The organism is uncultured Lamprocystis sp., from assembly GCF_903933125.1.
Taxonomy (GTDB): Bacteria; Pseudomonadota; Gammaproteobacteria; order Chromatiales; family Chromatiaceae; genus Thiodictyon.
Window position 1 is genome coordinate 1 of record NZ_CAIZIZ010000459.1, and the last position, 2598, is coordinate 2598.

At 65.4% G+C, this 2598-nt stretch carries 1 protein-coding gene and 1 pseudogene; one reads left to right on the forward strand and one right to left on the reverse strand.

Annotated features, from left to right (window positions below):
* Positions 1–191 precede the first annotated feature (191 nt).
* A pseudogene (adh, locus tag QZY03_RS24870) lies at positions 192–1328 on the reverse strand (aldehyde dehydrogenase); the annotation flags it as partial.
* Positions 1329–1778: 450 nt separating this feature from the next.
* Here adh and QZY03_RS24875 point away from each other — a divergent pair.
* Positions 1779–2057, forward strand: coding sequence for a Uma2 family endonuclease (locus tag QZY03_RS24875; RefSeq protein WP_295585614.1), 279 nt, complete (start codon positions 1779–1781; stop codon positions 2055–2057).
* Positions 2058–2598 lie beyond the last annotated feature (541 nt).

Consider the following 2598-nt stretch of genomic DNA (forward strand, 5'->3'; position numbering starts at 1 on the left):
AGCGGGCCGTGCGCGGCGCGCAGTTCTTCGATCAGGCGCTCGGCGGACGCGGTGGCGATGACACGGGGGCAGGGGTCGCGCATGGGGTGGACCTGTGGCCGGGCGGGGTTGGAGATACCGTCCGGTAGGGTTCAAGACATTCCGGACGGGGCGAATGCCCTCGTCCGGTATGAAGGCTGCGGCCTGCGGTCTTAGAAGAAGCCCAGCGCCTTGGGGCTGTAGCTCACCAGCAGGTTCTTGGTCTGCTGGTAATGGTCGAGCATCATCCGGTGGGTCTCGCGCCCGATGCCGGACTGTTTGTAGCCGCCGAAGGCGGCGTGGGCGGGGTAGGCATGGTAGCAGTTGGTCCAGACGCGGCCGGCGTGGATGCCGCGGCCCATGCGGAAGCAGCGGCCGGCATCGCGGCTCCAGACCCCGGAGCCCAGGCCGTAGAGGGTGTCGTTAGCCAGATGCAGGGCCTCGGCCTCGTCCTTGAAGGTCGTCACCGAGACCACGGGGCCGAAGATTTCCTCCTGGAAGATGCGCATGCGGTTGTGGCCCAGGAACACGGTGGGCTGGATGTAGTAGCCGCCCTCCAGATCGCCGCCCAGGTGGGCCGCGGCGCCGCCGGTCAGGACCTCGGCCCCTTCCTGACGACCGATCTCGAAGTAGCTCAGGATTTTCTCGCGCTGCTCGCTGGACGCCTGGGCGCCGAGCATGGTCTCGGTGTCGAGCGGATTGCCCTGCTTGATCGACTTGACGCGGGCCAGCGCCTTCTCCATGAAGCGCGAGTAAATGGACTCCTGGATCAGGGCGCGGCTGGGGCAGGTGCAGATTTCGCCCTGGTTCAAGGCGAACATCACGAACCCCTCGACCGCCTTGTCGAAGAAGTCATCGTCGGCCGCGCAGACATCATCGAAGAAGATGTTCGGCGACTTGCCGCCCAATTCCAGGGTGACCGGGATCAGGTTCTGGCTGGCGTACTGCATGATCAGCCGGCCGGTGGTGGTCTCCCCGGTGAAGGCGATCTTGGCGATCCGCGGGCTGGAGGCGAGCGGCTTACCCGCTTCCAGTCCGAAGCCGTTGACGATATTGAGCACGCCGGGGGGCAGGAGATCACCAATCAACTCCGCCCAGACCAGGATGCCGACCGGCGTCTGCTCGGCGGGCTTGAGTACCACGCAGTTGCCGGCGGCCAGGGCCGGGGCCAGCTTCCAGGTGGCCATCAGGAGCGGGAAGTTCCACGGGATGATCTGGCCGACCACACCCAGCGGCTCATGGAAATGATAAGCGACGGTGCTCTCGTCGATCTCCGACAGCGACCCCTCCTGGGCGCGGATACAGCCGGCCTGACCGGGGTTCGCGTAAATCATGACAGTCACTCCTGAAAATTCTGATTATGAACAGACCGTGCGCGGGCTGGAGAGCGCGGGCGGGCGGCCAGTGTGGAGGTGACAGCACGGGTCGTGCCAATGCTCCGGCTGGGCACCACACCGGGTGCAACTCCAGGTCCAGGAGCGGGGAGGGCGGGGCAACGGCCGCCTGGAGACGCCGGGCGCGTAGCACAAGGGCGAGCGGCTGTGCTGATCGGGAACAGTCCGGCGGGTGCGACTGTGCCGTTTTGGCACAGTGGGCGGGTACGGCGCGTTTCGTCAGTCCGTGCCATGGCCGGACCGCCGACACCGCGGCGCGTGCCCCCGGCTGACTGTCCTTTCTGGGATCGCGGGTGCGCGCCTATACTTGAGCGATCCCGCCCGGCCGGTGAATTGCCGGCGTTCGTCACCGACGGAGTCCCTGCGATGCCGCAGCTTGCCCGCAAAGAAGACCGATTCACTTACGGCGCCTACTGCCGCTGGCCGGATAACGAGCGCTGGGAACTGATCGACGGGCAGGCTTACGACATGTGCCCCGCTCCGACCCGCGGTCACCAGCAGATGGTGCTGGAGATCGCCACCCAGGCGCACGCCTTCCTGCGCGGCGGCCCCTGCGAGGTCAATGTCGCACCCTTCGACGTCCGGCTGCCGAAGGCCGACGACTCGGTGCCCTGGTTTTCCGGATGCGATCGACACCCGGCGTGATGATCAAGGCCTGCGATGGTGGGCGTGCGACATGGATAGAGGCCGTGATGGGATCATTTCACCTGGCAGGGCATTCCGTCTCAGTGTGCTGGTTCGCGATCCGGCTCCGGCCTCGATCAAGATTCCGGCCACTTGGGCTCGCCGGGTGCGTAGTCAGGCCGTCCTGGCCTGACACCGTCAGGGCTGGAAGCCCTGACTACGCACGCCGCTGGCCGGGATATTACGATCAAGGCCCCGGCTCCCACGCTCCAGGCGTGGGAGCCGGTTGCGACGCGCAAGCCGTCGCGTGGCGCTACCGGCCGCTGGAGCGGCCGCACGGCATTCCCACGCTGGAGAGTTTGGGCAAGTATTCGTTGTAGGTTGGGCTGAGGAACGAAGCCCAACGAGCAGACAAACGTAAGGCGCTGAAATGTTGGGGTTCGTTCCTCACCCCAACCTACGGCATTGCGATGTTTTCGGGTTCGGAGCGAATACTTTCACAATCTCTGGAGCGTGGGAACGAGAAAACGGATGTTTTCTTCATCTGTGAACATCTGTGACA

Bases quoted from the DNA above. Each gene is read 5' to 3' on its own strand.
- QZY03_RS24875 (WP_295585614.1), top strand. From the start codon at position 1,779: ATGCCGCAGCTTGCCCGCAAAGAAGACCGATTCACTTACGGCGCCTAC.